Annotated in this window: 23 protein-coding genes; 6 read left to right on the top strand and 17 right to left on the bottom strand. The window is 65.5% G+C overall.

Translation table 11 applies throughout. The annotated features are described in order from the left end of the window. The first annotated feature begins 14 nt into the window (after window positions 1–14). A complete protein-coding gene (locus QGV55_RS09250) occupies window positions 15–1,250 on the top strand; it encodes an AMP-binding protein (RefSeq protein WP_281017104.1) in 1,236 nt (411 codons plus the stop codon). 96 nt (window positions 1,251–1,346) lie between these two features. Then, on the top strand, window positions 1,347–2,777 hold the full coding sequence (gene tldD, locus QGV55_RS09245; RefSeq protein WP_281017105.1) for a metalloprotease TldD: 1,431 nt from the start codon (window positions 1,347–1,349) through the stop codon (window positions 2,775–2,777). Window positions 2,778–3,035: 258 nt separating this feature from the next. Here tldD and QGV55_RS09240 read toward each other — a convergent pair whose 3' ends face one another. From QGV55_RS09240 to QGV55_RS09210, 7 genes are all read right to left on the bottom strand, one after another. Next, window positions 3,036–6,560 carry an indolepyruvate ferredoxin oxidoreductase family protein gene (locus tag QGV55_RS09240; protein WP_281017106.1) on the bottom strand — a complete coding sequence of 1,175 codons (3,525 nt, stop codon included), beginning with the start codon at window positions 6,558–6,560 and terminating at the stop codon, window positions 3,036–3,038. A gap of 130 nt (window positions 6,561–6,690) precedes the next feature. Next, window positions 6,691–8,043: a glutathione-disulfide reductase gene (gene gor, locus QGV55_RS09235; RefSeq protein WP_281017107.1), complete on the bottom strand. Its 1,353-nt coding sequence runs from the start codon at window positions 8,041–8,043 to the stop codon at window positions 6,691–6,693. 123 nt (window positions 8,044–8,166) lie between these two features. After that, window positions 8,167–9,657 carry an NADP-dependent succinate-semialdehyde dehydrogenase gene (gene gabD / locus QGV55_RS09230; RefSeq protein WP_281017108.1) on the bottom strand — a complete coding sequence of 497 codons (1,491 nt, stop codon included), beginning with the start codon at window positions 9,655–9,657 and terminating at the stop codon, window positions 8,167–8,169. A gap of 89 nt (window positions 9,658–9,746) precedes the next feature. Beyond that, window positions 9,747–10,985 (bottom strand): MFS transporter, encoded by a 1,239-nt coding sequence (locus QGV55_RS09225; protein ID WP_281017109.1) that lies wholly within the window; start codon window positions 10,983–10,985, stop codon window positions 9,747–9,749. Window positions 10,986–11,024: 39 nt separating this feature from the next. Then, window positions 11,025–11,474, bottom strand: coding sequence for a PaaI family thioesterase (locus tag QGV55_RS09220; protein WP_281017110.1), 450 nt, complete (start codon window positions 11,472–11,474; stop codon window positions 11,025–11,027). Beyond that, window positions 11,471–11,941, bottom strand: a complete 471-nt coding sequence (locus tag QGV55_RS09215) for a helix-turn-helix domain-containing protein (RefSeq protein ID WP_281017111.1) — start codon at window positions 11,939–11,941, stop codon at window positions 11,471–11,473. Before QGV55_RS09215 ends, QGV55_RS09220 begins: the two co-directional genes overlap by 4 nt. 190 nt (window positions 11,942–12,131) lie before the next feature. After that, the gene (locus tag QGV55_RS09210; protein WP_281017112.1) at window positions 12,132–12,728 is read right to left on the bottom strand and encodes a 2-hydroxychromene-2-carboxylate isomerase; all 597 of its coding nucleotides are present in this window, start codon (window positions 12,726–12,728) and stop codon (window positions 12,132–12,134) included. Window positions 12,729–12,801: 73 nt separating this feature from the next. On the opposite strand from QGV55_RS09210, the gene QGV55_RS09205 reads away from it, so the two are divergent. Both QGV55_RS09205 and QGV55_RS09200 read left to right on the top strand, forming a co-directional pair. Further along, window positions 12,802–14,901: a hydantoinase/oxoprolinase family protein gene (locus QGV55_RS09205; RefSeq protein WP_281017113.1), complete on the top strand. Its 2,100-nt coding sequence runs from the start codon at window positions 12,802–12,804 to the stop codon at window positions 14,899–14,901. Next, window positions 14,898–16,619: a hydantoinase B/oxoprolinase family protein gene (locus tag QGV55_RS09200; protein WP_281017114.1), complete on the top strand. Its 1,722-nt coding sequence runs from the start codon at window positions 14,898–14,900 to the stop codon at window positions 16,617–16,619. The genes QGV55_RS09205 and QGV55_RS09200 overlap by 4 nt, the downstream gene beginning before the upstream one ends. Before the next feature lie 361 nt (window positions 16,620–16,980). Here QGV55_RS09200 and QGV55_RS09195 read toward each other — a convergent pair whose 3' ends face one another. Genes QGV55_RS09195 through lipB form a run of 3 tightly spaced genes read right to left on the bottom strand, consistent with a single transcriptional unit; the run spans window position 16,981 to window position 19,627 of the window. Next, window positions 16,981–17,775, bottom strand: a complete 795-nt coding sequence (locus QGV55_RS09195; protein ID WP_281017115.1) for an enoyl-CoA hydratase — start codon at window positions 17,773–17,775, stop codon at window positions 16,981–16,983. Window positions 17,776–17,789: 14 nt separating this feature from the next. Then, complete coding sequence (locus QGV55_RS09190; protein WP_281023584.1) at window positions 17,790–18,983, bottom strand: CoA transferase; 1,194 nt, start codon at window positions 18,981–18,983, stop codon at window positions 17,790–17,792. Beyond that, a complete protein-coding gene (gene lipB / locus QGV55_RS09185; RefSeq protein WP_281017117.1) occupies window positions 18,980–19,627 on the bottom strand; it encodes a lipoyl(octanoyl) transferase LipB in 648 nt (215 codons plus the stop codon). Before lipB ends, QGV55_RS09190 begins: the two co-directional genes overlap by 4 nt. 65 nt (window positions 19,628–19,692) lie before the next feature. On the opposite strand from lipB, the gene QGV55_RS09180 reads away from it, so the two are divergent. Then, window positions 19,693–19,959 (top strand): FliM/FliN family flagellar motor switch protein, encoded by a 267-nt coding sequence (locus QGV55_RS09180; RefSeq protein ID WP_281017118.1) that lies wholly within the window; start codon window positions 19,693–19,695, stop codon window positions 19,957–19,959. 8 nt (window positions 19,960–19,967) lie between these two features. Here QGV55_RS09180 and QGV55_RS09175 read toward each other — a convergent pair whose 3' ends face one another. After that, window positions 19,968–20,918, bottom strand: a complete 951-nt coding sequence (locus tag QGV55_RS09175; protein WP_281017119.1) for a glutathione S-transferase family protein — start codon at window positions 20,916–20,918, stop codon at window positions 19,968–19,970. Between the two features lie 107 nt (window positions 20,919–21,025). Between QGV55_RS09175 and QGV55_RS09170 the strand changes: the two genes are divergently transcribed. Further along, window positions 21,026–21,955, top strand: a complete 930-nt coding sequence (locus QGV55_RS09170) for a LysR family transcriptional regulator (protein WP_281017120.1) — start codon at window positions 21,026–21,028, stop codon at window positions 21,953–21,955. 41 nt (window positions 21,956–21,996) lie between these two features. Here the strand turns inward: QGV55_RS09170 and QGV55_RS09165 are convergent, their stop codons facing one another. The 6 genes from QGV55_RS09165 to QGV55_RS09140 all read right to left on the bottom strand — a co-directional run bounded on the left by QGV55_RS09165 (window position 21,997) and on the right by QGV55_RS09140 (window position 25,903). Next, window positions 21,997–22,368 carry a VOC family protein gene (locus QGV55_RS09165; protein ID WP_281017121.1) on the bottom strand — a complete coding sequence of 124 codons (372 nt, stop codon included), beginning with the start codon at window positions 22,366–22,368 and terminating at the stop codon, window positions 21,997–21,999. Between the two features lie 33 nt (window positions 22,369–22,401). Further along, window positions 22,402–23,064 (bottom strand): DNA-3-methyladenine glycosylase 2 family protein, encoded by a 663-nt coding sequence (locus QGV55_RS09160; protein ID WP_281017122.1) that lies wholly within the window; start codon window positions 23,062–23,064, stop codon window positions 22,402–22,404. A 33-nt stretch (window positions 23,065–23,097) separates the two neighbouring features. After that, a complete protein-coding gene (locus QGV55_RS09155; protein WP_281017123.1) occupies window positions 23,098–23,517 on the bottom strand; it encodes an EVE domain-containing protein in 420 nt (139 codons plus the stop codon). Between the two features lie 28 nt (window positions 23,518–23,545). After that, window positions 23,546–24,448: a 3-hydroxyisobutyrate dehydrogenase gene (gene mmsB / locus QGV55_RS09150; RefSeq protein ID WP_281017124.1), complete on the bottom strand. Its 903-nt coding sequence runs from the start codon at window positions 24,446–24,448 to the stop codon at window positions 23,546–23,548. 35 nt (window positions 24,449–24,483) lie between these two features. After that, complete coding sequence (locus tag QGV55_RS09145) at window positions 24,484–25,104, bottom strand: pyridoxamine 5'-phosphate oxidase family protein (RefSeq protein ID WP_281017125.1); 621 nt, start codon at window positions 25,102–25,104, stop codon at window positions 24,484–24,486. 97 nt (window positions 25,105–25,201) lie between these two features. Beyond that, a complete protein-coding gene (locus tag QGV55_RS09140) occupies window positions 25,202–25,903 on the bottom strand; it encodes a glutathione S-transferase N-terminal domain-containing protein (RefSeq protein WP_281017126.1) in 702 nt (233 codons plus the stop codon). Window positions 25,904–25,919: the final 16 nt, after the last annotated feature.

Raw genomic sequence — 25,919 nt, 5'->3', positions numbered from 1 at the left:
CTGGGGAGGGAACCATGGCTGAGCATTTCGACGAACTGGAAACCCGCGATCCGGAGCAGCGGGAAACCGAACTGATGGCTGCATTGCCGGGGCAGGTGGCGCTGGCCAAGACCAACAGCAGCTTCTTCGGCAAGCTCTATGCGGACATCGATCCGATGGCCATCACCTCGCGGGAGGCCCTGCAGCAGCTTCCGGTGATCCGCAAGCCGGACGTGCAGGATGCCCAGAACGCGGAACCCCCCTTCGGTGGGCTGAATGCCGTGCCGGTCGGCGACATGGCGCATGTCTACATGTCACCGGGACCGATCTTCGAACCGGACGGGGTGCAGCGCGACCACTGGCGCTATGCCCGCGCGCTCTATGCCGCCGGATTCCGTCGCGGCGACATTGTCCACAATACCCTGTCGTATCACCTGACCCCTGCGGGCATGCTGGTGGAGACCGGTTGCCGGGCCATTGGCTGCGCCGTCTTTCCGGGCGGTGTCGGCAATACGGAGATGCAGGTGGATGCCATCGAACGGCTGAAGCCCACCGCCTATGCCGGCACGCCGTCGTTCCTGCGCATCCTGCTGGAAAAGGCCGACGAGATGGGCCGCGACAGTTCCTCCTACCGCAAGGCGTCGGTGGGCGCGGAGCCGCTGCCGCCGTCGCTGCGGCAATGGTTCGAGGACCGGGGCATCCAGACCACCCAGGGCTATGGCACCGCCGATGTCGGCCTGATTGCCTATGAGTCGCTGCCCGTCGAGGGGATGCTGCTGGACGAGGGACTGATCCTGGAGATCTGCCGCCCCGGCACCGGGGAGCCTGTCGCGGAAGGCGAGGTGGGCGAGATCGTCGTCACCACCTTCAACCCGATCTATCCGCTGATCCGCTACGGCACCGGCGACATGACCGCCATCCTGCCCGGCACCAGCCCCTGTGGCCGCACCGCGACCCGCATCAAGGGCTGGATGGGCCGCGCCGACCAGTCCTGCAAGGTCCGGGGCATGTTCGTCCATGCCAAGCTGGTGGGGGAGATCGTCGGACGCCATGCTGAGGTGACCAAGGCCCGCTTCGTCATCACCAACCCCGACAACCGCGATCAGATGACCCTGATGGTGGAAGCGGAGAAGGGTGATGCCACGCTGCTGGATGCCGTGAAGCAGTCGGTCACCACCGTGACCAAGCTGCGCGGCGAGGTCGAGATCGTGGCACCGGGCAGCCTGCCCAATGACGGCATCGTCGTGGAGGACGCCCGCACGTTCGACTGACCGTACTGGCGGGGAGAGTGCAACTCTCCCTTTCCGCCTGATGACATTCCCGCAAGGCGGCTTATGTTCAGGAAAGATTTTCAGGCGGAGTACCCCATGTCCGATCTCGCGACCACTTCAGAGCTGTTCTTCACCCGTGCGGGACTGGATCCCGACCGCGCCCGCCGTCAGGTGGGGGAGGCGCTGGAGGGCTGCGACGACGGGGAGCTGTATCTGGAGTACAGCCAATCGGAGATGCTGGCCTTCGACGACGGGCGACTGCGCAACGCAAGCTTCGACACGGCGCAGGGGTTCGGCCTGCGGGCCGTGGCGGATGAGGCGCAGGGCTATGCCCACTCCTCCGAACTGTCGCATGACGCCATCGCGCGGGCCGGGGATACCGTCAGCGCGGTACGGCGCGGCCATCAGGGCACCCTGGCCGATGGCCCGGCGCGCACCAACCGCAGCCTCTATGCCGACGACAATCCGCTGAATGAATTCGACTTCGAGACCAAGGTGAAGCTGCTGCAGGACATCGACGCCTATGCCCGCGATCTGGATTCGCGGGTGCGGCAGGTGACCTGTTCGCTGGCCGGTTCCTGGAAGGCTGTCCGGATCATCCGCCCGGACGGTGCGGAGGTGGGCGATATCCGCCCGCTGGTCCGGCTGAATGTCTCGGTCATGGTCGGCGATGGCGACCGCCAGGAAACCGGCAGTGCCGGAACCGGTGGACGCACCGGCTATGCCGCCTACATCGACCCGACCCGCTGGCAGGGGGAGGTGGACGAGGCCCTGCGTCAGGCGCTGGTCAATCTGGAAAGCGTTGCCGCGCCTGCGGGCGAGCAGACTGTTGTGCTGGGTCCGGGCTGGCCCGGGATCCTGCTGCATGAAGCGATCGGCCACGGGCTGGAAGGCGATTTCAACCGCAAGAAGAGCTCGGTCTTCTCCGGCCTGATGGGACAGCGCGTGGCGGCACCGGGCGTCACCGTCGTCGATGACGGCACGATCCCTGACCGGCGCGGGTCGCTGACCGTCGATGACGAGGGCACACCGAGCAGCCGCACGGTGCTGATCGAGGACGGTATCCTGCGCGGCTACATGCAGGACCGTCTCAACGCGCGCCTGATGGGTGTTGCCGCGACCGGCAATGGCCGCCGCGAGAGCTTCGCCCACATGCCGATGCCGCGCATGACCAACACGGTCATGGAGAATGGTGACCGCGATCCGGCGGAGATTCTGGAGAGCGTGCAGAACGGCATCTATGCCACCAGCTTCGGCGGCGGCCAGGTGGACATCACCTCGGGCAAGTTCGTCTTCACCTGCACGGAGGCCTACCGGATCGAGAACGGCAGGATCGGCGCCCCCGTGAAGGGCGCCACCCTGATCGGCTCCGGCGAGGAAGTGCTGAAGAAGGTTGCCATGATCGGCAACGACATGGCGCTCGACCCCGGCATCGGTACCTGCGGCAAGGCCGGGCAGGGCGTGCCCGTCGGCGTCGGACAGCCGACCCTGCGCATCGATGGCCTGACCGTCGGCGGCACGGGCTGAGGGTGCGCGGGCCGGTGATGCCATCAGACTGCTGCGCGGCACGGGAATAGATCAGACAGAACCGCCGGACTGCTCCTTCCCTCTTGATGGGGGAAGGCCGGGATGGGGGTGAGTCGGCGAAGCCGAACAGGCACCGGCCCATCATCCGATAGCCTCCGGCTTCACCCCCCATCGACCGCTCCGCGGCCACTTCCCCCTCAAGGGGGGAAGCAGCTCAGACCGGGACCAGCGTCAGTCGCTGGCGTGGCCAGCGAACGGTCACTCCGCCGCCTGGGCCTGATCGCCGGAACTCGTGGGCTTGCGGAACAGGCGGAGCAGGTCGGCCTCCCGCTTCTTCGCGCCCTCGATATTGTGTTCCTTGATGTGGCCATAGCCGCGAATGTCCTGCGGCACTTCCGCGATGGCCTTGGCCATGGCGTGGTTGCCCGCTGAGAGCTTCGCGATCAGTTCCGCGACCACCGTCTCGTACTCCGTGATCAGGGCGCGTTCCTGCTTGCGCTCCGCCGTGTAGCCGAAGATGTCGAGACGCGTGCCGCGCAGGCGTTTCAGCCCGGCGAGGACGTGGAACACGGGCATGATCCAGCCGCCAAACTCCATCTTCGACAGCCTGCCGGTCTCCGGGTCCGGCCTGCTGATCAGCGGCGGCGCCAGGTGGAACTTCAGCTTGTAGTCGCCCTCGAACTGGTTCTGCAGCCGACGGCGGAAGGTGCCGTCGGTATAGAGCCGCGCCACCTCGTACTCGTCCTTGTAGGCCAGCAGCTTGTAGTAGTTGCGGGCAACCGCCTCGGCCAGACCGGTGGCGCCGCCACCCTTCTGCTGCTCCGCCTTCTGCACGTCGCGCACCAGCGCCTCGTAGCGGTCGGCATAGGCCTTGTCCTGATAGGCGGTCAGCAGCTTGCGACGGTGGTTGATGATGTCGTCCAGATCGGTGAGCGGCTTGCGGAACGGCAGCACCGAACTGCTGGCCGGCTGTGCCGCGGCCTCGACCGCGTCCAGGTCATGCGCGGCCAGACGCCCCCAGTTGAAGGTCTCCTTGTTCATGCCGACCGCGACACCGTTCAGCTCGATGGCGCGCATCAGGGAGTCGAGACCCACCGGCAACTGCCCGCGCTGGAAGGCATAGCCCAGCATGAACAGGTTGGTGGCGATGGAATCCCCCAGCAGCGCCGTGGCGATGCGGGTGGCGTCAATGAATTCCGTCTGGTTGCCGCCCGCAGCCTCCCGGATCGTGTCCTCCAGCGCGCCGGAGCCGTACTTCATGTCCGGGTTCAGGGTGAAGGCAGCGGTCGGGGCCAGGTGGCTGTTGATGATCGCGCGGGTGCCGCCCTTTTCCATCGTGTCGATGGCATTGTCGGAGGCCGCGACGACCATGTCACAGCCCAGCACCAGGTTGGCCTTGCCGGAGGCGACGCGGACGGCGTGAATGTCCTCCGGCGCGTTGGCGATGCGCACATGGCTCATCACCGCGCCGTTCTTCTGCGCCAGACCGGTATAGTCCAGCACGGACGATCCCTTGCCCTCCAGATGCGCCGCCATGCCCATCAGGGCACCGACGGTCAGCACGCCGGTGCCACCGATGCCGGTGACGACCATGCCGAAGGGCTCGTCCTCCACCGGGGCCTTCTCGGGCATCGGCAGATCGGCAAAGCGATCCTTGGCCGCCGCGCCCTGCTTGCCCATTGATGCAGCCTTCGGCTTGCGCAGCCCGCCGCCATGAATGGTGACGAAGCTGGGGCAGAAGCCGTTCACGCAGGAGAAGTCCTTGTTGCAGGACGACTGGTTGATCTGGCGCTTGCGGCCGAGCTCGGTCTCCGCCGGTTCCACGGAGACGCAGTTGGACGCGACGGAGCAGTCGCCGCAGCCTTCACAGACGTCTTCATTGATCATCACCCGCTTGGCCGGGTCGGGGAAGGTGCCACGCTTGCGCCGCCGCCGCTTCTCCGCCGCGCAGGTCTGGTCATAGATCAGCGCGGTGCAGCCCGGCGTGTCGCGCAGTTCCTTCTGCACGTCATCCAGTTCGCTGCGGTGATAGATGCGAGTGCCTGCGGGGAAGCCCGCATCGCCCGGATACTTGTCCGGTTCGTCGGTCACGACGATCAGCTTCTTCACGCCCTCGGCCCAGACCTGCTGTGCGATCTGCGGCACGGAGAGCTGGCCGTCGTGCGGCTGGCCGCCCGTCATGGCCACGGCGTCATTGTAGAGGATCTTGTAGGTGATGTTGACGCCGGAGGCGACGGCGGCACGGATGGCCAGCAAGCCGGAGTGGAAATAGGTGCCGTCACCCAGGTTGGTGAAGATGTGGTTGTCGGTCACGAACGGGGCCTGGCCGATCCACGGCGTGCCCTCGCCACCCATCTGGGTGAAGGTCTGGGTCTGGCGGTTCATCGACAGCGCCATGAAATGACAGCCGATACCTGCCGTGGCCCGCGACCCCTCCGGCACGCGGGTGGAGGTATTGTGCGGGCAGCCGGAGCAGAAGTAGGGGACACGCTCCAGCTTGTCGCCGGCGTCACGGGTCTCGGCCGCGATCTTCTTCATCCGCTCCTTGGCGTCCAGCTGGTCGATCCGTTCCTCCATCTCCGGATTGCTGTGGAACGGCTTCAGGCGCGCGGCGATGAAACGGGCGATCTCGGCAGGGCTGAGTTCCCCATGGCTGGGGAACAGCCAGTTGCGGTGCTCGTCGAACTTGCCGACGATGCGCGGGCGCACATCCTCGCGCCAGTTGTAGAGCTGTTCCTTCAACTGGTTCTCGATGACGGCGCGCTTCTCCTCGATCACGATGACCTCTTCCAGGCCTTCCGCGAAGTGGCGCGCGCCTTCCGGCTCCAGCGGCCAGGGCATGCCGACCTTGTAGAGGCGGATGCCGATCTCGGCAGCCAGTTCCTCGTCGATGCCCAGATCGTCCAGCGCCTGCATCACGTCCAGATAGGACTTGCCGGTGGTGATGATGCCGATGCGCGGCTTCGGGCTGTCGATCATCGTCTTGTCGATGCCATTGGCGCGGGCGAAGGCCAGGGCGGCGTAGATCTTGTGGCGGTGCAGGCGGTGTTCTTCCTGGAACCGGTCATCGGGCCAGCGGATCGACAGGCCACCCGGCGGCATCTCGAAGTCCGGCTGCCGGATGTTCACGCGATGCGGATCGATATAGACACTCGCAGCACTTTCAACGGTTTCCGAGACACACTTGAACCCGACTGCGAGGCCGGAATAGCGGCTCATGGCCCATCCCAGCAGGCCGAAATCCAGATACTCCTGCACGTTGGAGGGATGCAGCACCGGGATCATGGCGGACATGAAGACATGTTCCGACTGGTGCAGCAGCGTCGATGAAACGCCAGCATGGTCATCGCCTGCGAGAACCAGCACGCCACCGTTCTTCGACATGCCGGCGGAGTTCATGTGCTTCAGCACATCGACAGAGCGATCGACGCCCGGACCCTTGCCGTACCAGATGGCGAAGACCCCGTCATATTTTGCGGTGGCATAGAGGTTGGTCTGCTGCGAACCCCAGACGGAGGTCGCGGCCAGATCCTCGTTCAGGCCCGGCTGGAACCGGATGTGGTTCTTCTCCAGATACTCCTTGGCCTGCCAGAGCTGCTGGTCATAGGTGCCGAGCGGGGAGCCGCGATAGCCGGAAATGAAACAGGCCGTGTTCAGCCCTGTCGCGAGGTCCCGGTTACGCTGCATCATCGGCAGGCGGATCAGGGCCTGCGTGCCGGTGATGAACACGCGGCCTTCTTCCAGTTCGTACTTGTCGTTCAGCGATACCTGGGCGAGGTCCATTCTCTGCGCTCCCGCGGTCAGTGTTTCCGACGTCTCATCAGAAGCTATCTGCCGGGTGACGCAAAGTCAACTATAGGTCAGAAATATTGACCTTTAATTGTAATTTTCTTTCGCCGTGAGAGCCCCCGTTTCAGGCTGCCTTCTCCCGCATCGTCACGAACTCCTCCGCTGCTGTCGGGTGGATGCCGACGGTGCGGTCGAAGTCGCGCTTTGTGGCGCCCATCTTCACTGCGATGGCGATGCCCTGGATGATCTCGCCGGCGTCGGGGCCAACCATGTGCACGCCGAGGACCTTCTGGGTAACGCGGTCGACGATGATCTTCATCATCGTCTTCTCCTCCCGCCCGGTCAGGCTGAGCTTCATCGGGGTGAAGGTGGAGCGGTAGATGTCGATGGTCCCGTGCAGTTCCCGGGCCTGGTCCTCGGTCAGCCCGACAGTACCCACCGGGGGCTGGCTGAAAACGGCGGAAGGGACGTTGGCGTGGTCGCAGGGGGTCGGGTCGTCCAGATACTCCGTGCGGTAGAGCGCCATGGCTTCCTGGATGGCCACCGGGGTGAGGGCGATGCGGTCAGTGACGTCGCCGATGGCCCAGACATTGTCGAGATTGGTCCGGGAATATTCGTCCACCTTGATCGAGCCGTTCGGCGCAAGCTCGACACCGATCTCCTCCAGCCCGATGCCTCCTGTGCGCGGGTGGCGACCGATGGCGAACATGATGCAGTCGGCCTCCAGCGTCGAACCGTCAGTCAGGGTGGCGACCAGGGTCTCGCCCTGTTTCTCGATGGCCGTGATGTTGGTGTTGGTACGCAGATCCACGCCCTTGCGCACGATCTCGGTCGACAGCACGTCGCGCACATCCTCGTCAAAGCCGCGCAGGATCTTCTCGCTGCGATAGATCTGCGTTACCTGCGACCCGAGCCCGTTCATGATCCCCGCGAATTCCACGGCAATGAAGCCGCCGCCGACCACCACGAAACGCTTCGGCAGGTCGGGCAGGAAGAAGACCTCGTTGGATGAAATGGCGTGCTCGATCCCGGGGATCTCCGGCATCGTCGGCCAGCCGCCGGTGGCGACGATGATCCGGTCGGTGGTCACGGTCTCGTTGCCGACCAGGATCGTGTGGCGGTCCACGATCTTCGCCGGGGCCTCGTAGAGCTTCACACCGGCATTGTCGAGCAGGCGGCGGTAGACGTCGTTCAGGCGGCTGATTTCCGTGTTCTTGTTGGCGATCAGGCGGTCCCAGTTGAAGCGGTCGGGCTTCACGTCCCAGCCGAAACCTGCCGCATCCTCGAAATCCTCCGCGAAGTGGCTGGCGAAGACCATCAGCTTCTTCGGCACGCAGCCGACATTGACGCAGGTACCGCCCAGGAACTGCTGCTCCGCAGCCGCGACCCGCGCGCCGGTCGACGCGATCATGCGGGCAGCACGGGTGCCCCCGGAACCAACGCCAATGACGAAGAGGTCGTAATCATAGTTGCTCATGTGCGGGGCTTCCTTGCGGTCGTATCGGTGCGGATGGGTCGGTGTTTCGTTTCAGCAGATAGGCAACAGGCGGCGGGAGCCAAGTCCCGCCGCCTGAATGCCGCGTTCAGCAACATGTGATGGTCAGCTGTCGATGCCACCCATCAGCATGTACTTGATCTCCAGATAGTCATCGATGCCGTACTTGGAGCCTTCGCGACCGAAGCCGGACTCCTTCATGCCACCGAACGGTGCGACCTCGGTGGAGATGATGCCGGAATTGATGCCGACGATGCCATATTCCAGCGCCTCCGAAACCCGCCAGACACGACCCAGGTCACGGCCATAGAAATAGGCGGCGAGACCGAACTCGGTATCGTTCGCCATCTGGATTGCCTGCGCCTCGTCAGTGAAGCGGAACACGGGGGCGAGGGGGCCGAAGGTCTCTTCCCTTGCCACCTTCATGCCCGGCGTCACGTCCGCCACGATGGTGGGTTCGAAGAACTGGCCACCAAGTTCGTGGCGCTTGCCGCCCTGGACCAGCCGTCCGCCCTTGGCAATGGCGTCGTTGACGTGCTCCTCCACCTTGGCGACCGCAGCGTCGTCGATCAGCGGCCCCTGGTCGGTTTCACCCTTCAGGCCGTCACCGACGCGCAGTTTCGCCACAGCGGCCTGCAACTTGTCCAGGAAGGCGTCATAGATGCCGTCCTGTGCCAGGATACGATTGGCGCAGACGCAGGTCTGACCGGTGTTGCGGAACTTGGACATGATTGCGCCCTCGACCGCCGCATCCAGGTCGGCGTCATCGAAGACGATGAACGGCGCGTTGCCGCCCAGTTCCATGGTGGTCTTCTTCAGGGTGTCGGCGCACTGCTTCATCAGCATCTTGCCGATCTCCGTGGAGCCGGTGAAGGACAGCTTCCGCACTGTCGGATTGCTGGTCATCTCCCCGCCGATGGCAGATGAGGAGCCGGTGACCACCGACAGCAGCCCGGCGGGCAGACCGGCGCGATGCGCCAGTTCCGCCATGGCCAGCGCCGAATAGGGGGTCGATGTCGCGGGTTTCACCACCATGCCACATCCGGCGGCCAGCGCCGGGGCGGCCTTCCGGGTGATCATCGCGGCGGGGAAGTTCCACGGCGTGATGGCGGCACAGACGCCGATGCCCTGCTTGATGACCACGATGCGGGCGTCCGCGCGGTGGCTCGGGATGGTGTCGCCATAGATGCGCTTGCCCTCTTCCGCGAACCATTCGATGAAGCTTGCGGCATAGGCGACTTCGCCCTTTGCCTCGGCCAGCGGCTTGCCCTGTTCGGCGGTCATCAGGCGGGCCAGGTCTTCCTGATGCTCGAACATCAGATCGTGCCAGCGGCGCAGGATCACCGACCGTTCCTTGGCGGTCTTGGCCTGCCAGCCGGGCATCGCGGCCTCGGCCGCCGCGATGGCGCGCGCGGTTTCGTCCGCGCCCATCTTCGGCACGGTGCCGAGCTTGGCGCCGGACGCGGGATTGGTGACGTCGATGGTCTCTCCGCCGTCCGCGTCGCACCACTCGCCGTTGATGAAGCACTGTTCGCGGAACAGGTCCGCATCCTTCATGCCGATGGCCGGCACGCCCATGGGTGTCTGGTCGTTCATGACGCTCTCCCTCGCTTCTGATGCGTGATTTGCGGGCAACCTATCACGGCCCGGAGCGGACATGAAACGCGACGAAGCGTGGCGGTGGCTCAGGCCGCCACCTTCCGCTCCAGCGGTCGCTCGTCGATGGGGAAGTGGACCAGTGCCGCCAGCACACCCAGCGCGATGCTGAGCCACCAGACGATGTCATAGCTGCCATAGATGTCGAACAGCAGCCCCCCCAGCCAGACGCCGAGGAAGGCCCCCACCTGATGGCTGAAGAAGACGATGCCTGCCAGCATGCCGATGTACTGGGCGCCGAAGATCTGGCCCACCAGCCCGGTGGTCAGCGGCACGGTGGAGAGCCAGAGCAGCCCGATCATGCCGGAGAAGATCAGGATCGTCGTTTCACTGACCGGGGAGTAGAGCAGGAACAGGATTGCCGCGGATCGTGCCAGATAGAGAAAGCTCAGCATGTACTTCTTGCTGTAGCGATCCCCCAGCACCCCGGCCATCAGCGTGCCGAAGATGTTGAACATGCCGATGACCATCAGCGCGACGGCTCCCAGTCCGGGATCGAGCCCGAGGTCGCGGATGTAGGAGGGCAGGTGACTGCCGATGAAGGTGACATGGAAACCGCAGACGAAGAAGCCGGCGATCAGCAGGATGTAGCCGCGATGCCGACCCGCCTCCCGCAGCGCTGCGCCAAAGGTCTGGGTGCTGCCGACCGTCGCCTGCGGACGTCCGGCCAGCGGAATGGTCAGGGGCACGATGATCAGCACCATCATGGACATGATCAGCAGCGCCGTGACCCAGCCATAGCCGTCGATGAAGGTCTGGGCGAGCGGGGACAGCACCATCTGTCCGGCCGATCCGCCCATGGTCACGACGGACATGACCAGGGTCCGCCGGTGCATCGGCGTGCGCCGCGCCACGACCGCCATGCCGATGTTCATGGAGGCAAAGCCCTGCGCGATGCCGATCAGCACCCCGCCTGCCAGGTGCATGGCCACCGGCACGCCGGAGAAGCTGATCGCCAGGATGCCGACGGCATAGAAGATGCCGCCCAGCGCCATGACCTTGCCCGCGCCGTAGCGGTCGGCGATGGCCCCGGCGAAGGGTTGCGTCACGCCCCACATGATGTTCTGCAGCGCCAGGGTCATGGAGAAGACCTCCCGCCCCCAGGACATGGAGTCGGAGATCGGATCCAGGAACAGGCCGAACATGTTCCGCGTGCCCATGCCGAAGAACACGATCAGCGACGCCGAGATGACCATCAGCCAGAGCGGCCAGCGCCGCACCAGCGCGGATGTTTCAGATGTTGCCGTCATTTGCCTGTTCTCCCCCACGGCGCGGTGCGCCGGCCTCGACCAGATAGTCCTGTCCGATCACATGTCCATGATGATGCAGGTTGTGGTGCCATGTGCAATCAGCCGATCCTCGGCATCGACCAGCTTGCCCTCCGCCGTGGCGGTGGAACGTCCGGCATGTATCACCTTGCCGATGGCGCGCACCTTGCCGATGCCCGGGCGCATGGCGCGGATGTAATTGATCTTCAGTTCCAGCGTCGTGTAGCTCTTGCCCGCCGGCAGCGTGGAATGCACCGCGCAGCCCATGCAGGAGTCCAGCAGGGTCGCGGCATAGCCGCCGTGGACCGTCTTCAGCGGATTCAGGTGGTTCTCGTTCGGCTCGCCCTCGAAATCGACGCGCCCGTGCTCGACGTGGGCCACGGTGAAGTTCAGCGTCCGCCCGATGCTGGGCGCGGAACCGGCATTGCTGAAAGCCATCTCGAGCGCCTGCAGGCCGGTCATTTCCTTCAGTGATCCCGGAGCATTCATGATCGTCGTTCCTTCTCGCTGACACTGCCGTGCACGACGGCCCGTGTGTTTCTCGTGGTCAGGGGACTGGCGCATTGCGGGCAGTCGATGCGCGGTTCGATGACCGTGTTGCAGTCGGTATGGAGATAGCTGACCGCCGTGCCGTCCGGGTGGGGCAGGTGCCGGTCGGCCCAGGCGGAGAGCGCCAGGATGACCGGCATCAGATCGCGTCCGGCCTCGGTCAGGCGATACTCCTCCCGCAGGGGCCGCTGCGAATAGGCTTCGCGGCGCAGCACGCCCTTCTCCACGAGCATGTTCAGCCGTTCCGTCAGCACACGCCGGGCGATGCCGAGGCGGGAATGGAAATCCTCGAACCGGCGCACGCCCAGCAGGCAGTCACGCACCACCATCATTGTCCAGCGGTCACCCAGCACCGACTCGGCGCGGGCCACGGCACACTGCTGGTTTTCGAGATCGCTCCACCGCATGGGTCTGTATTCCACTCCGATCTGATCGTCGCGCCAGCATCAGGTCTGTTTTTAAGACGGACAAGTGAGATTTCCTGCCGGTTCGCGACAGAATTCCTCTGGTGAGGTCAGCAGACCGCTTCAGGGCGCCGCGATCCGCACCAGTTCTCCGGCGGAGTTCTGGTGGCGGGTATGCAGCCGCAGACGCACCTCAGTCCGCCGCCTGCAAGGCGTCCGCGATGAATTCCATGCGGTCCTTGCCCCAGAACAGCTCCGTGCCGACGATGAATGACGGGGCGCCGAAGACGCCGCGCTTCAGGGCATTGTCGGTTTCGTCGATCAGCGCCTGCTTCATGGCGGGTTCCTCGGTCCGGCGGACGAAATCCTCGGGGTCCTGACCGATTTCCCGCGCGACATCGGCCAGCCCGGCCAGGGTCGCGACACTGGCGTCGTTCTGCTCCCAGTAGCGGCGGAAGATGGCGTCCAGATAGGCGTCCTCGCAGCCGAACTCACGCGCGACCAGCGATCCGCGCAATGAAATGCTGGTCTTGATCGGAAAGGTGTCGGGGAAGCGGAAGGGCAGGTCATGGCGCGCGGCCCAGCGTTCGAGATCGCGCTTGCGGTTGGCGATCTTGGCGGCGGGTTCCTCCATCAGCACATACTTGTGGTGCCGGAAGACATGGCCGAGGTTGAACGGGCGCATCCGGATGGTCGCGCCGTGACGGGCCGCAAGCGGGCGGATCAGGTGCAGGGCGAAATAGGTATTGGTGCTGCCCGTGTCCCAGAAGAACTCGATTTCCTTCGCCATGGCTGCCACCCGCTTCCCGTGATTGATGCGCCTGCCCGGAACGTCCAGACTGCGCCGACAGGGAGGACGATACATGAAGCCTGAGGCCGCGATAACACCGCCATGGCGCATTGGCGTCGACATTGGGGGCACCTTCACCGACATGGCGCTGATCGACGCCAGCGGGTCGTTGCGTGTGTTCAAGTCCCCCTCGACGCCCGCCGATCCGGCGAAGGGCGTGGTGAACGTGCTGGAAGTCGCAGCCGCGGCGCTGGGCGTCGCGGTGGGCGACCTGCTGCGGCAGTGCCGTCTGTTCGTGCATGGATCAACCATCGCCACCAACACGATCCTGGAGCGGAAGGGCGTGTCGGTCGGCATGCTGGTGACAGAAGGGTTTCGCGACTTCCTGGAGATCAGGCGCGGCCTGCGCGCCGACCAGTGGGACCATCGCGCGCCCTTTCCCCCTGTGCTGGTGCCGCGATACCTGCGCCGTCCCGTGCGCGGGCGTCTGGACCGGGACGGGAGTGAGGAGTCGCCCCTGAACACTGACGATGTACGTGACGCCGTGCGGTTCTTCGAGGCTGAGGGCGTGGAGTCCATCGCCGTCTGCCTGATGAATGCCTACGTCGATCCGGTGCACGAGCGGCAGGTGGCGGAAGTTGTCTCGGCGGAATGGTCAGGTCGCTGGTTGTCCCTGTCATCGGAGATCAATCCGGTGGTGGGTGAGTACGAACGCGGCTCCACCACCGTCATGAATGCCTATATCGCACCGAAGGTCGTCGGATACCTGGAACGGCTGGAGCAGCAGTTGCAGGCGGCGGGACTGCAGCAGTCCATCCTGCTGGTGCAGTCGAACGGCGGTGTGGTCTCGGCGCAGGAGGCTGCGGCGCGGCCCGTCAACCTGGCCCTGTCGGGACCGGCAGCCGGTGTCGGGGCGCTGAACCTCTATCGGACGCTGACCGGCATCGACGATCTGGTGGCGATGGAGATCGGCGGCACAAGCTGTGATGTCACTCTGATGGCCGGTGGCGATGTCCCCGTCTCCGATGCGCTGGAGATCGACGGCTATCACCTGGCAACGCCTGCGGTGGATATTCACACCGTCGGTGCCGGAGGCGGGACGCTGGCCGGCGTGGACGGCGGCGGCATGTTGCGTGTCGGGCCGGAGGGGGCAGGGGCCGATCCCGGACCCGCCGCCTACGGGCTGGGCAATGACCGCCCGACGGCCACGGATGCGCATCTGGTGCTGGGGCGGCTGCGGCCCGGACCCATGGCAGGCGGCGCGGTGACACTGGACGAGGCGCGTGCGGCAAGGGCAATCGAGGATCATGTCGCCCGACCGCTGGGCCTGAGCGTGGAGCAGGCGGCCATCGGAATCCTGCGCCTGCTGGAGCAGAACCTGCTGCACGCGGTGGAGCGGCTGTCGGTGGAGCGTGGCTACGATCCGAAGCGTTTCACCCTGGTCGCGGCGGGGGGTGCGGGACCGATGCATGGGGTGGCGGTCGCCCGCGCGCTCGGCTGCGAACGGGTCTTCGTGCCGGTGCAGGCCGGGGCCTTCTGTGCGCTGGGGATGCTCTGGTCGGACGTGCGGCTGGATTCGCTCAGGGTGATGGATGGCGACCTGGACGCGATCACGGCAGACGAAGTGGCCGAAGGCTTCGGTCCCCTGCTCGACACGGCCGCGCGGGCGCTGGAGCGGGAAGGTTTCACGGCGGCGGAGGCGGAGGTCCAGCGGGTCTTCGACCTGCGCTACAAGGGGCAGCAGTGGTCGCTGCGCACTGTGGTACCGGAGAGTGGTGAAACACTTGACCGGTCCTCCATCCGTCAGGCGTTCGAGGCCGATCACGAACGGCGCTTCGGCCATATCCAGCCCGATGGCAAACTGCTGATCACCGCACTGCGCGCCGTCGCCACGGGGCGCATCGAACGGCAGGCACCGAAGGGCATGGCCGAACGCTCTGACGGCGGCAAGCCGGTGCCGCAGGATCACCGTCGCGCCTTCGTTGATGCGGCAACGGGCTGGGCGGATGTGCCTGTGCATGCCTCCGACAGCCTGCTGCCCGGGCACCGGCTGACAGGCCCGGCGATCATCGAGGCCCCGACAACGACCGTACTTGTCGGCGCGGGGGATGAACTGAGCGTGGATGACCACGGCAACTACCTGATCAATATTGCAGTGGGAGGCGCAGCATGAACATCGATCCGGTGACCCTGGCGCTGGTACAGAACCGTCTGGACCACATCTCCCGCCAGATGGGCTTCGTCATGACGCGTACCGCGCGCAGCCCGATCTTCAACCAGAGTCACGACTTCTCCTGTTTCATCGCCGATGCGGCCGGCACCCTGATCAGCCAGGCGGACGGCATTCCGATCCATACCGGCGGTGGCGGCTTCACGGTGCGGGCACTCATCGATGCCTTTGCCGGACGGATCGAGCCTGACGACATCTTCCTGTCGAACGACCCTTACGTGGCGGGCGGCAACCATCTGCCGGACTGGGTGATCAGCCGCCCGGTCTTCGTCGACGGGGAACTGGCCGCCTGGACCTGCAACCGGGCGCACCAGTCCGACATCGGCGGTGGTGCGGCAGGCACCTACAACCCCGAAGCCACGGAGATATTCCATGAAGGCATCCGACTGCCGCCGCTGAAACTGTTCGAGCGCGGGGAGGTGCGTGACGACCTCTGGCAGTTGCTGCTGCTCAACAGCCGCACGCCGGAACTGCTGGACGGTGACCTGCGCGCCATGATCGGCTCCACCCGCATCGGCGCGGAGCGGCTGGCGGAGCTGGTCACCGAACTGGGGCGGGAGGCCGGGGCAGGCTATTTCGACGCCCTGCTGTCCTATGCCGACCAGCGTTTCCGCCAGGCCTGTGAGGAACTGCCGCGCGGCACTTACAGCGCCACGGAGATCACCGACAATGACTGCTTCGAGCAGCGCGACATCAAGGTCTGCGTGGCGGTGACCGTGACCGATGACGGGGTGAAGGTGGATTTCACCGGGTCCGACCCGCAGATGCGCGGCTTCAAGAACTCCTCCCTCGCCAATACCCATTCCGCCGTCTACATGGCGCTGGCGTCCTTCTTCGACCCGGACATGCCGCGCAACGAAGGCGCGTTCCGCTCCGTCGAGATCGTCGCGCCCTACGGCACGGTGGTGAACCCGCGCCCGCCCGCGCCTCTGACCATGTGCACCGTGTTCATCGCGCACGAGATCGTCCACGCCATCTGGCGCGCGCTGGGGGAGGCGGTGCCGTCCCGCGCCTGCGCCGGTTGGGGCAAGACGATCCACAACATCACCTCCGGCCGCCAGCCCGGCAGCACCGAGCCCTATGTGATGTACAACTGGGCCGCCAATGCGGCGGGCGGTGCGGTGGAGGGCCGGGACGGTTTCAACCAGATCGGCCTGCTGATCGCCCTCGGCGGGCTGCATCTGCCCAACGCGGAGGGGTATGAGCGGATCTACCCCGCCATGATCCGTCGCCAGGAATTCCGCACCGATGCGGCAGGGGCCGGCACGTTCCGGGGCGGCAGCGGGGTGCACTACGCCGTCGATGTGACCGGCGACGCGACCTATTCCTTCCGGGGGGAGGGACTGGACACCCCCTCCGGCTTCGGCATCCAGGGCGGCGGCACCGGGTCCGCCGGTACGATGCATGTGCAGTCCGCCGATGGCACCACATTTACGGCGCCGAAGTATGGCGTCCGCGAGTTCCCGCCCGCCCGTCTGGAGGCCTCATCCCCTGCCGGTGGCGGCTGGGGCGACCCGAAACAGCGCGATCCGGCACTGGTGCTCCGCGACGTCCGCGACGAGATCGTCAGCACGGAGGCGGCGCGGGAGGTCTACGGCGTTGTGATTGCCGGGGATGGCCGGTCGGTGGACATGGAAGCGACGCGGGCGGCAAGAGGGTAAGGGGTACGCCCTTGCCTGGATTTTCCCCGCGCCCACCCCAGACACGACGCTCGCGGAGGTGGTCCGCGAGCCCAGTCTCCGACGTCTGTGCGGCACTGCTGGGTACCCGGGTCGAGCCCGGGCACGGCGTCATGCGGGGTGGGGCAGCTGGTGATCAAATTGCATCCACCCCAGCCACGACGCTCGCGGACTTGATCCGCGAGCCCAGTCTCCGACGCTTGTGCGACACTGCTGGGTACCCGGGTCGAGCCTGGGCACGGCGTCATGGGGGTGGCCAGGCATGGAAACAGTCTCTCCACCCTCGCTCCGACGCTCGCGGACTTGATCCACGAGCCCATGCAGCGGTGCAGGCGGAGGCCCTTCAGCTTCCCTTGAACGCAGGCTGGCGCTTTTCCATGAAGGCGGTGCGGCCCTCACGGAAGTCGTCGCTGGCGAAGCAGGCTTCGACGGCAGCGTCGCAGGCGGCGATGTCGCGATGGTCGGGGTCCTTGGCGAGTTCGTCGATGGTCATCTTGGCGGCCTGGATGGTCAGCGGCGCGTTGGCGGCGATGCGGGCGGCATAGTCGCGGGTATAGCTCTCCAGTTCCGCCGTCGGGACCATGCGGTTGATCAGGCCCATGCGTTCTGCCTCCGGCGCGTCGAACTGGCGGGCGGTGAAGAAGATCTCCTTGGCATAGGCCGGACCGACGATGTCCAGCAGCCGCTTCGTGCCACCGACGCCATAGCCGAGGCCGAGCCGCGCGGCCGGCACGGCGAAGCGGGCATTGTCGGCGGCGATGCGGATGTCGGCGGACAGCGACACGGCGACACCGCCACCGATGCAGAAGCCGTTGATCATGGCGATGACCGGCTTCTTCACCTTCACCAGCGCCGCGTGGGCCTTGCCCGCCACGGCGTCATAGACCTTGGTGGCTTCGGGCGAGTTGCGCTTCTCGCCGAATTCCGAAATGTCCGCGCCCGCGATGAAGGCCTTGTCGCCCGCGCCCTTCATGATGATCACCCGGATGTCCGGATCCGCGGCATAGGCATCGACGATCGCCGGAATCGCGGCCCACATGTCGACGGAGACGGCGTTCCGCTTCTCCGGCTGGTTGAAGATGATCCAGCCGATGGCCCCGTCCTTTTCCGCCAGCATCCGTGTCGTTTCGAGTTTCATCGCGTCTTCCCCAGTCAGATGATGCCATCGGCGCGCAGCGCCGCGATCCGGTCAGCGTCGTAGCCCAATCCGGCAAGAATGTCGTTGGTGTGTTCGCCCTTCGGCGCAATGCGGTGGCGCAGCGCCGGGTCCAGGTCACCCATCTGGATCGGCTGTCCCACCAGTGTCAGGTCCGGCCCGTCATCCTCCACCCGGCGTGCCATGCCGAGATGCCGGACCTGCGGGTCGGCGAAGGTCTGGTCGATGCCGTTGATCGGGCCGCAGGGGACACCTGCCGCGTTCAGCACCTCGATCCAGTCGGCACTGCTGCGGGTCTTCAGGATGGCCGCGACCCGGTCGTTCAGTGCGGCCCGGTTGCGATAGCGCCTGCCGCCGCTGACATAGTCCGGGTCATCCGCCAGCTCCGGCGCACCGATGCATTCGCAGAACCGGCGATAGATCGTGTCACCGACGGCAGCCACGTTGATGTGACCGTCGGCAGTTGCATAGGCGTTGGTGGGAACCGAGGTCGGGTGCTCGTTGCCGACGCGGCCTGCCACTTCGTCCTCCACCAGCCAGCGCGCCGCCTGGAAGTCGAGCATGAAGGTCTGGGCCTGCAGCAGCGACGTGCGCACCCACTGGCCCTTGCCGGTCTGTCCCCGCCCGATCAGCGCCATCAGGATCGCCTGCGCCGCCAGCAGCCCCGCCGTCAGGTCGGCGATGGGTATACCCACCCGCATCGGCGGCCCGTCCGGATCGCCGGTGATCGACATCAGTCCGCCCATGCCCTGGGCGATCTGGTCGACGCCGGGACGCTTCCGGTAGGGACCGTCCTGACCGAACCCGGAGATGGAGGCCAGGATGATGCGCGGGTTGATGGCTTCCAGCGCGGGCCAGTCGATGCCCAGCCGTTCCTTCACGTCGGGGCGGTAGTTCTCGACCACCACGTCGGCCTGTCGCACCAGATCGGCCATGACCTGCCGTCCCTCCGGTTGTTTCAGGTTCAGGGTCATGCTGCGCTTGTTGCGGTGCAGGTTCTGGAAGTCGGGGCCATCCCGTGGCCCACCCAGCCCGCCGTCACCGCCGGCGGCGTCCGGCATCTCGATCTTGATGACATCCGCGCCCCAGTCGGCCAGCTGCCGGACAGCGGTCGGCCCGGCGCGCACCCGTGTCAGATCCAGCACCGTATAGGGCGCAAGGGGCAGGGGAGAATCCGCTGAAACACTCATGCCGCCACGCCCTCCCGCGCTTCGAAGATGGTCAGGAACGCCTGCTTCAGCACTGCATCCACCTCCGCCACGCTCGCATCGATGCCCAGATCGGCCAGCGATGTGACCCCATGTTCCTGGATACCGCAAGGCACGATGCCGCTGAAGTGGTCCAGGTCGGGGGCCACGTTGATGGAGATGCCGTGAAAGCTGACCCAGCGCCGGACGCGGACCCCGATGGCGGCGATCTTGTCCTCCCGCCCGTCATCGCGGACCACCCAGACGCCGACCCTGCCGTCCCGCCGCTCCCCGGTCACGCCGAAGGCGGCGAGGGTGGCTATGACCCATGACTCCAGATCATGCACGAAGCGGCGGATGTCCTGACCGCGCGGCTTCAGGTCCAGCATGACATAGCCAACCCGCTGTCCCGGCCCGTGATAGGTATATTCGCCGCCGCGCCCGCTGTGGAACACCGGAAACCGGTCCGGCTGCAGCAGATCGGCGGCATTGGCGGAGGTGCCGGCGGTATAGAGCGGCGGATGCTCCAGCAGCCATACACAATCCGCTGCGCCGTCGTTGCGGATTGCCGCGACGCGCTGCTCCATCCAGTCCACGGCCTGCGTGTAGGGGACCGGATCGCCCGATATCCGCCATTCGGAATTCATGCGTTCTGTTTACCGCCTGCTAACCACGTTGCCTCATCATAAGGCCAGTTTCAGCAGGAGTGGACATGAGCAAGCAGGATACGGCAACCGTCGAAATGGCGCTGAGCGATGTGGAGGTGGAAATCTCCGTCGTGCTCGGGCGAGCCCAGATGCCCATTCACCAGTTGCTGAAGATGGGGCGTGGGGCGGTCATCGAACTCGATGCCGACGTGGACGACCCGGCCTGGATCCTGGCCAACGACAAGGTCATCGCCCGTGGCGAGATCGTCGTGACCGGGGAACATGTCGGCATCTCCGTACTCGACACCTTCCGGGACAGCAGCGGCGACTGACACCGCAGTCAGTCGCCGCGTCCGTGCGGCGCGTTGAAGTCGATGTCGGGTCCGACGGAGACGATACGCGTCGGGTTCACGTTCTCATGACTGGCGTAATAGTGGGTGCGGATGTGGTCCATGTTCACCGTCTCCGCCACGCCGGGCCACTGGTAGAGCTCCCGCGTCCAGGCGAACAGGTTCGGATAGTCGACCAGCCGCCGGATATTGCACTTGAAGTGCCCATGGTAGACATGATCGAAGCGGATCAGTGTCGGGAACAGGCGCCAGTCGGCCTCCGTGATGCGATCCCCCACCAGGTAGCGTTGCCGGCCCAGCCGTTCCTCCAGCCAGTCCAGTGAATCGAATAGGGCGTGGACAGCCTCCTCGTAGGCGTCCTGCTTCACCGCGAAGCCGCTGCGGTAGACACCATTGTTGACGGTCTCGTAGACCCGCTTGTTCACGGCATCGATCTCGTCGCGCAGTTCTTTCGGGTAATAGTCGCCGGGCTTCGCGAAGGCATCGAACTCGCTGTTCAGCATCCGGATGATCTCGGACGACTCGTTGGAAACGATGGTCTGGCCATGGGTGTCCCAAAAGACGGGCACGCTGCTGCGCCCGGAATAGCGCGGGTTGGCGGTGGTATAGAGCTGGTGCGAATAGGTAAATCCGTTCACCCGGTCCCCGGTCGCGCCTGGATATGCCGTGAACTCCCAGCCGTTCTCCATCATCAGCGGGCTGACGACGGAGAAGCCGATGACATCCTGCAGCCCCTTGATCGCCCGATAGATCAGGGTGCGGTGCGCCCAGGGGCAGGCGTAGGAAACATAGAGGTGGTAGCGCCCGGCCTCCGGGGGGAAGTCCGTGCTGCCATCGGCCCGGATCCAGTTGCGCATCTGCGCGTCGATGCGGACGAACTCGCCCTTTTCCGATGGCTTGCGCGGCACCGCGCGCCAAACACCGTCCTCGAGTTGTCCCATGGTTCCCGCCTCCCGTTGCGCTGTCAGGGAAATATGGCGCGGTGCGGGCTGACAGACCACCGCGCACGTGGAACAATCCGGTTTCCAGATGGAAACAGGAACCCCGGATGCATGATCTATCTGCCATGGCCGTCTTCGCCGCGATCGCGGAGGCGGGAAGCCTGACGCAGGCCGCCGAACGGCTCTCGCTCTCCAAGTCCGCCGTTTCCAAGCAGCTTTCGCGGCTGGAGGAACGGCTGGGCGCGCGGCTGGTCAACCGCAATACCCGCCAGGTCAGCCTGACGGAGGTCGGCATCGTCTATTTCGACTTCTGCGCCCGCATCCTGGAGGAGGCCGAGGCCGCGGAGGCAGCCGTGGCCAACCTGCAGGACGCGCCGCGTGGCCGCCTGCGGGTCAATGCGCCCATGAGCTTCGGCACCATGCACCTGGCGGCGGCGCTGACCGGCTTCGCGAATGCCTATCCCGAGATCACTGTGGATCTCGAGCTGACGGACGCCTTCGTCGATCTGGTGGACGGTGGAATCGACGTGGCCGTCCGCATCACCTCCATGCAGGACTCCACCCTGATCGCACGGCAACTCGCCCCGGCGTGCCGCATGGTGGCCGCCAGCCCCGACTACCTGGCCGAACACGGCACGCCGCAGCACCCGCGGGACCTGAGCCGCCACAACTGCATGATCTATTCGCTGGCTCCAAACCCGGGCACATGGGTGTTCCGTGAGGCGGATGGATCGGCCATGCCGATTCCGGTGCAGGGCTCCATCCGGTCCAACAATGGAGAGGTACTGCGGGAGGCCGCGATTGCCGGTCTCGGCATCCTGGTCGATCCGACCTTCATCACCTACCGCGCGATCCGCGACGGACGGCTCGTGCCGCTGCTCTGTGACTACGAACTGCCACGGTCCGGCATCCACGCCGTCTACCCCAACCGCCGCCACCTCTCGCCCAAGGTGCGGGCCTTCATCGACTTCCTCGGCAACCACTTCGGCGACCCGCCCTACTGGGACCGCCACATCCAGACCGTGCTGGACCGCTGACGCCGGTCTCGGGACTGGCAGGCTGGATCAGGCCGGATGCCTCACACGTGCTGGTCGATCAGGATCGGGTTGCCGTCGGGGTCGACGACAATGCAGTTGGCGGGGCCGGTGCTGTCCTCGTCGGCCTCGCTGACGAAGGTGACGCCGTCGGCTTTCAGGCGGCGCTGGATCTCGCGGATGTCGGTGAAGTCCTCCAGCGTCCGGCCCTGGGAGTCCCAGCCAGGATTGAAGGTCAGCGTGTTGCGTTCCAGCATGCCCTGGAACAGGCCGATGACGCAGGTGGGGCTGGTCATGATCAGCCAGCCCTGGTCGGTGCCACCGCCGAAGGCCGTGAAACCGAGTTTCTCGTAGAAGGCGCGGGAAGCTTCGATGTCCTTCACCGCGAGGCTGAGAGAGAAGTTGCCGAGTTCCATCGTTGCTGCTCCACCGGGGGCTGTCTGCTCCGCTCAGGCAACGCTCACCGGATCGGCGCGTTTGCGGACAACCCCATAATAGCGCCAAAGCAGCCGCGCGGCGACGCCCCGGTTTGGATGCCAGGCCTGCGCGATCTCCCGCAACTGCTTCTCACCGGGGCGTTCGGGCAGGCGTTTCAGGTCCTGTACCGCCACCTGCAGTGCCAGATCGCCGGAGGGGAAGATGTCCGGCCGGTTCAGGGCAAACAGCAGATAGACCTCCGCCGTCCAGCGCCCGATCCCGGTGACGGCGGTCAGCGCGGCCATGGCATCCTCATCGCTCATCCGGGGCAACCGGTCGAGTGGCAGGGCACCGGAGACAATGTCGGCGCTCAGCGCGCGCATGTAGCGCATCTTCGGACGGCTCAGACCCATGGCCTTCAGTGCATCCCCGTCATGGTCCAGGAACCGCTCCGCCGTGAACGGGTCCGTCGCGGCCTCCACCCGTGCCCAGATGGCGGCGGCAGAGGCAAGCGAGACCTGCTGGTCGACGATCAGCTTCATCAGGGTCTTCAGGCCGGGCGGGCGGCTGCGGTCGGGCAGCGCCCCGGCGACAGCCCGCGCCTGCCGCAGGTCCGGGTCCGCCTGAAACAGGACTTCGAGTGTCGCCGCGAGTTCCGGTGACTCACCGGACCGGAACGGGGCAGGGGCGCTCACCGGTTCAGGACACACGGCATCAGGTTCCGGTGCTCAGGGCTCGGTCTGCCCCATCTGACAGATCAGATCCCAGGCTTCCTTCGGGATCGGCATGACCGACAGGCGCGACTGGCGGATCAGGGGCAGATCGGCCAGCCGTGGCTCCGCCTTCACATCTTCCAGCGTCACGGGGGTCGTGAAGGGGCGCACCGCCTTCACGTCCACCATGCCGAAGCGTTCCTTCGGGTCGGTGTGATCGGGGTAGTATTCCCGGATCACCTCGACGATGCCGACGATCCGCTTCTCGTTCACCGAGTGGTAGAAGAAGCCGCGATCACCGACCTTCATGGCCTTCATGTTGTTGGAGGCCTGGTAGTTGCGGACACCGTCCCAGTGTTCGCCCTTGTCACCACGGGCGACCTGATCATCCCAGCCCCAGGTGTTCGGCTCCGACTTGAACAGCCAGTAGTTCATGGTGAACGGTCCCCCTGCCTGCCCGGCTTCACTTGCTGCTGTTCTGCCGCACCATGTTGATGATGCCGGAGAAGTCCTTCGGCCCCTGTGCCATCTGCTCGGCATAGGCGGTATAGAGCTTCTCCGCCTCCGCACCCATGTGGGTGTCGGTGCCGGTGTCGGCCGCCGCAGCCGCCGCCAGGCGCAGATCCTTCAGCATGTTCTCCGCCGTGAAGCCCGCCTGATAGTCGCGGTTGGCCGGGCTGGTCTCCACAGGACCCGGAACCGGGCAGTAGACATTGATCGACCAGCAGTAACCGGAGGAGGTGGAGACGATGTCGAAGAAGGTCTGGTGATCCAGCCCCAGCTTCTCCGCCAGCACGAAGGCCTCGCTAGCTGCGGCCATGGAAATGCCGAGCACCATGTTGTTGCAGATCTTCGCGGCCTGGCCATTGCCCGACCCGCCGGCATGGACGATCTTCGCCCCCATCTTCGACAGGATCGGCTCCGCCCGCGCGAAGCCGTCGTCCGTCGCGCCGCACATGAAGGTCAGCGTGCCACCCTCGGCGCCGCCGACGCCGCCGGAAACCGGCGCATCCACCATCTCCAGTCCCGACGCAGCGGCTGTCGCGGCGACTTCGCGCGCGGTCGAGACGTCGATCGTGGAGCAGTCGATCAGCAGCGATCCGGATGCCTTCGCCGCGGCAATGACACCGCTGTCGCCCAGGTAGGCGGCGCGGACATGGTCCCCCTTCGGCAGCATGGAGACCACGACATCGCGGCCCGTTGCGGCCTCCTGTGCGCTGGCTGCGGCCTTGCCGCCCGCTGCCACCACGCCCTGCACGGCGTCTGCCGACAGGTCAAAGCAGGTAACCGCGTGACCGGCCTTCAGAAGGTTGCGGGCCATCGGCCCCCCCATGTTGCCGACACCGATGAAACCGATTTCCGCCATTTGCTCTTCCTCCCCGGAATGCTGTTGTCGTGTGCTCAATAAAGCGTTTCGCGATAGGCCTGCTCAAGCTGTTTCTCGGATGCTTCCACATCGATCACCGTGTTGGTCTGATCCGCGATCATCTTCGACAGTGGTGGCAGCACCTTGCGGTCCTGCTGCACCGACGGATCCCAGAGCTTCGAGCGGATGAAGGCCTTGGCGCAGTGCAGATAGGCCTCATCGACCTGCACCACGATGGCCGAAACCGCCGGTTTGCCGTTGACCGCCATGGACTGCAGCAGGTCCGGATCCACCGAGACATGGGCACGCCCGTTGACGCGCAGGGTCTCGCTGATCCCCGGAATCATGAAGATCAGCGCCACGTGCGGGTTCTCGACAATGTTGGTCATCGAATCGATCCGCCGGTTACCGGGGCGATCCGGGATGACCAGCGTGTGGTCATCCAGTACCTGCACGAAGCCCGGCAGGTCGCCCTTCGGCGAGACATCCGCCGGACCATCCTTCGCCGCGCTGCCCATCACGAGAAATGGCGAGAGCTCGATGAAACGGCGGCAATGCGGGTCCAGTGACGGGATCGCCTTCGTCGCGGCCCGGCCGGAGGCATGGCCATAGACTTCGCGCAAGGCATCCTCGGTGCGCAGAATGTTGTCCGTCATCTTCATTCTCCCGTTCTCGTCCAGCCGTGCAACGTGCGACCGGACGGACCTTAGTTGCGTCGCCTGCAGGGGTCCAATGTCGAAAGGCTGACCCTGCTCAGTCCGGTTTGCCGGGGTTGCGGTGGGCGATGAGGTTCCTGCGCGCTTCCTCGTCCCAGTTGCCGGTGGGCTTGCCGAACTCCTGCCCCACAGCATAGCCGCGCCGCAGCGCCGGGCGCTGCTGCAGTGCCTTGTACCAGCGCTTCACGTTGGGGAACTGGTCCAGGTCCACTTCCTGGCGCTTGTAGGTGATGACCCAGGGCCAGCAGGCCATGTCCGCGATAGAATAGTCGTCGCAGATGAATTCCCGCCCTTCCAGCCGACGGTCGAGGACGCCGTAGAGGCGATGCATCTCGTTGTCATAGCGCTCCCGCGCGTAGGGAATGGGTTCCGGCGCGTAGAAGCGGAAGTGCCCGGCCTGGCCGAACATCGGTCCCATGCCGCCCATCTGCCACATCAGCCATTCCATGACCGTCTTGCGCCCGCGCAGGTCGGTGGGCAGGAACCTGCCGGACTTCTCTGCCAGATACACCAGTATGGCCCCGGTCTCGAAGACGGAGACAGGTTCCCCGCCGTCTTCAGGATCATTGTCAACAATTGCCGGCATCCTGTTGTTCGGGCTGATCTTCAGGAATTTCGGTTCGAACTGGGCACCGCGACCGATGTTGATCGGAATGACGTTGTAGTCCAGTTCCATTTCCTCCAGCGCGATGGAGATCTTCCAGCCGTTCGGTGTCGGCCAGTAGTAGGCGTCGATCATGGTCTTGCTCCCCAGC

It is taken from the genome of Minwuia sp. IMCC3009 (assembly GCF_029909415.1).
Lineage (GTDB): Bacteria > Pseudomonadota > Alphaproteobacteria > Minwuiales > Minwuiaceae > Minwuia.
This window is presented reverse-complemented; position numbering and strand designations above follow the sequence as displayed.

What these genes read in the sequence shown, in the direction of transcription:
- QGV55_RS09250 (WP_281017104.1), top strand. Translation starts at nt 15, where the DNA reads ATGGCTGAGCATTTCGACGAACTGGAAACCCGCGATCCGGAGCAGCGG.
- tldD (WP_281017105.1), top strand. Translation starts at nt 1,347, where the DNA reads ATGTCCGATCTCGCGACCACTTCAGAGCTGTTCTTCACCCGTGCGGGA.
- QGV55_RS09240 (WP_281017106.1), bottom strand. Translation starts at nt 6,560, where the DNA reads ATGGACCTCGCCCAGGTATCGCTGAACGACAAGTACGAACTGGAAGAA.
- gor (WP_281017107.1), bottom strand. Translation starts at nt 8,043, where the DNA reads ATGAGCAACTATGATTACGACCTCTTCGTCATTGGCGTTGGTTCCGGG.
- gabD (WP_281017108.1), bottom strand. Translation starts at nt 9,657, where the DNA reads ATGAACGACCAGACACCCATGGGCGTGCCGGCCATCGGCATGAAGGAT.
- QGV55_RS09220 (WP_281017110.1), bottom strand. Translation starts at nt 11,474, where the DNA reads ATGAATGCTCCGGGATCACTGAAGGAAATGACCGGCCTGCAGGCGCTC.
- QGV55_RS09215 (WP_281017111.1), bottom strand. Translation starts at nt 11,941, where the DNA reads ATGCGGTGGAGCGATCTCGAAAACCAGCAGTGTGCCGTGGCCCGCGCC.
- QGV55_RS09210 (WP_281017112.1), bottom strand. Translation starts at nt 12,728, where the DNA reads ATGGCGAAGGAAATCGAGTTCTTCTGGGACACGGGCAGCACCAATACC.
- QGV55_RS09205 (WP_281017113.1), top strand. Translation starts at nt 12,802, where the DNA reads ATGAAGCCTGAGGCCGCGATAACACCGCCATGGCGCATTGGCGTCGAC.
- QGV55_RS09200 (WP_281017114.1), top strand. Translation starts at nt 14,898, where the DNA reads ATGAACATCGATCCGGTGACCCTGGCGCTGGTACAGAACCGTCTGGAC.
- QGV55_RS09195 (WP_281017115.1), bottom strand. Translation starts at nt 17,775, where the DNA reads ATGAAACTCGAAACGACACGGATGCTGGCGGAAAAGGACGGGGCCATC.
- QGV55_RS09190 (WP_281023584.1), bottom strand. Translation starts at nt 18,983, where the DNA reads ATGAGTGTTTCAGCGGATTCTCCCCTGCCCCTTGCGCCCTATACGGTG.
- lipB (WP_281017117.1), bottom strand. Translation starts at nt 19,627, where the DNA reads ATGAATTCCGAATGGCGGATATCGGGCGATCCGGTCCCCTACACGCAG.
- QGV55_RS09180 (WP_281017118.1), top strand. Translation starts at nt 19,693, where the DNA reads ATGAGCAAGCAGGATACGGCAACCGTCGAAATGGCGCTGAGCGATGTG.
- QGV55_RS09175 (WP_281017119.1), bottom strand. Translation starts at nt 20,918, where the DNA reads ATGGGACAACTCGAGGACGGTGTTTGGCGCGCGGTGCCGCGCAAGCCA.
- QGV55_RS09170 (WP_281017120.1), top strand. Translation starts at nt 21,026, where the DNA reads ATGCATGATCTATCTGCCATGGCCGTCTTCGCCGCGATCGCGGAGGCG.
- QGV55_RS09165 (WP_281017121.1), bottom strand. Translation starts at nt 22,368, where the DNA reads ATGGAACTCGGCAACTTCTCTCTCAGCCTCGCGGTGAAGGACATCGAA.
- QGV55_RS09155 (WP_281017123.1), bottom strand. Translation starts at nt 23,517, where the DNA reads ATGAACTACTGGCTGTTCAAGTCGGAGCCGAACACCTGGGGCTGGGAT.
- mmsB (WP_281017124.1), bottom strand. Translation starts at nt 24,448, where the DNA reads ATGGCGGAAATCGGTTTCATCGGTGTCGGCAACATGGGGGGGCCGATG.
- QGV55_RS09145 (WP_281017125.1), bottom strand. Translation starts at nt 25,104, where the DNA reads ATGACGGACAACATTCTGCGCACCGAGGATGCCTTGCGCGAAGTCTAT.
- QGV55_RS09140 (WP_281017126.1), bottom strand. Translation starts at nt 25,903, where the DNA reads ATGATCGACGCCTACTACTGGCCGACACCGAACGGCTGGAAGATCTCC.